At 42.5% G+C, this 1,989-nt stretch carries 2 protein-coding genes; both read right to left on the bottom strand.

What is annotated here, in order from left to right; all coding sequences use genetic code 11:
* Positions 1-63: 63 nt before the first annotated feature.
* Positions 64-1,446 carry a sugar porter family MFS transporter gene (locus HMPREF0519_RS12510; protein WP_003636729.1) on the bottom strand — a complete coding sequence of 461 codons (1,383 nt, stop codon included), beginning with the start codon at positions 1,444-1,446 and terminating at the stop codon, positions 64-66.
* Between the two features lie 267 nt (positions 1,447-1,713).
* Positions 1,714-1,989: DUF8462 domain-containing protein (locus tag HMPREF0519_RS12505; RefSeq protein ID WP_003636727.1), on the bottom strand; the 276-nt coding region annotated here is incomplete at its 5' end.

Below are 1,989 nucleotides of genomic sequence, written 5' to 3'. Positions count from 1 at the left end.
ATTGGATACTAAATATTACAGGTTCCAGAAAATTTTCGTACTTTTCTAATTTTAGTTATTCTGCTAATTATTACCATAGCTATTCATCGGGTGGTGGTGATGATGCCGCTTAATCGTTGTCCGTTGCCGTAGTTCAATTTGAATTTGCTCGAGGGTCTTTCCCTGAGTTTCTGGAACGAAGCTATAAGCAAAGAACAATGAGAGAATGTTGCAGGTAATAAAGAAGGCAAACGTTCCAACACCACCCCAGTGAGCCATCATAATTGGGAAGGTGAACCCAACCATAAAGTTAGCAAGCCAGAGACAAAATGTCGAAATCCCCATGCCAAGGCCCCGTAAGCTTTGCGGGAAGATTTCTGAGAGTAACACCCAGGTAGTCGGTGAGACACAAGACTGGAAGAAGGCAAGAAAACACATCGTCATCGAAATAACTACGTATGGTAAGACGATGGTTCCCTTTAACCAAATAATTGCCAACGTCAACATCGCCATTGAACTACCAGTTCCGATAATTCCGGTTAGTAACATCCGTCGCCGGGTAACGGTATACATCAACTGCATTCCGACCGCCGTAGCAATAAACGAGGTTAATCCATTACCAATATTAGCAATCAAGGCTGCTCGATGGCCAAAACCAACCTTCATTAAAATGCTGGTACCATAATACATCATGATGTTAATTCCAACAAACTGTTGCACAATTCCTAGTCCGATCCCAATCAGTACTAAGTTGCGCATCCAAGGATGGGATAAGTCACGAAAATGGGCGCGTTTAATATCTTTATTCCGTTTCATGACGCTATCAACACTTTGAATTTCCTGCAAGCTTTGTTGATGGCTGGACCGAATCCGTTGCAATACTTCTAATGCCGACTTTTGTTTGCCCTTCATGACCAGCCAGCGGGGCGATTCCGGTACCCGCCACATACCAATAAAGAGCATAATTGACGGAATCATCCCAAATGCAATCATATACCGCCAAATATTGCCGACCTGCGGAAAGCATGAGCCTAATAAGGCATTGACGGTAAAGGCGAGTAGCTGACCACCAGTAATCATTAGTTCATTTTGAGTAACTAATCGACCACGTGTTGAAGCCGTCGCAATTTCAGCTAAGTAGGCAGGCACAATTACCGATGCACCGCCAACCGCTAAGCCAAGTAAAAAGCGAAAAATAATCATTAAAATTGCATTGGGTGCCATTGAGCAACAAAGAGTTCCAGCGAAGAATAGTACTGCTAGTCCAATCAAAAGGTGTTTACGCCCATACCGATCTGCTAATTTACCGGTAGCTAGGGCACCGAGCGCTGCACCTAACGTAATCCCTGAAGTAACTAATCCCTCTTCCGCAGGGGTTAGATCAAGTTGTTGCGGTGAGGCCATATATGGGATCGCCCCATTGATCACCCCAGTATCAACACCGAAAAGTAATCCACCTAATGTCACAATTAACGCAATTTTCCTTAATCGTCTTATTATCTGACTCCTAATAAAAGATCATCCTCCTTAAATTTAGGGAAGACAAAAAGCACCCATCTGCAACAAAGCAAATTGAGGGGCTTTGTTGTTGAGGGAATTGCTTCCACTCTCCTAATTAACAATTTTAGGATAACACAAACAACCATTACGAATGCTCACTGGCTAACAAAACGAGTAGTTGACTTAACACGATTGCTTTTAGTAAGTCGATTTAGCAGTAAGATACCGAGAATCTTAAAATTCATCAAACATGATTTGTTCCTCAACAAACCGGTAAAAAAATGGCAACATAAATTGCACATAGCCATAACTAGCCGGCATAATAATCTGATCATCAATTAGCTTGCGCCGATAAACAGAAATATAACCCGGCTTCTGCCCCATTTGATGACCGATCTCCTGTGCTTTCACCTTGGGATGCCCCACCTTTACCATTGCTTGCACAAACTGACGTTCCTTTTCCGTCATTTCATGATAGACCTTATAATATACGTTTCGATAAAGGTCACT

This window comes from Lentilactobacillus hilgardii DSM 20176 = ATCC 8290 (genome assembly GCF_000159315.1).
Taxonomy (GTDB): domain Bacteria; phylum Bacillota; class Bacilli; order Lactobacillales; family Lactobacillaceae; genus Lentilactobacillus; species Lentilactobacillus hilgardii.
This window is presented reverse-complemented; position numbering and strand designations above follow the sequence as displayed.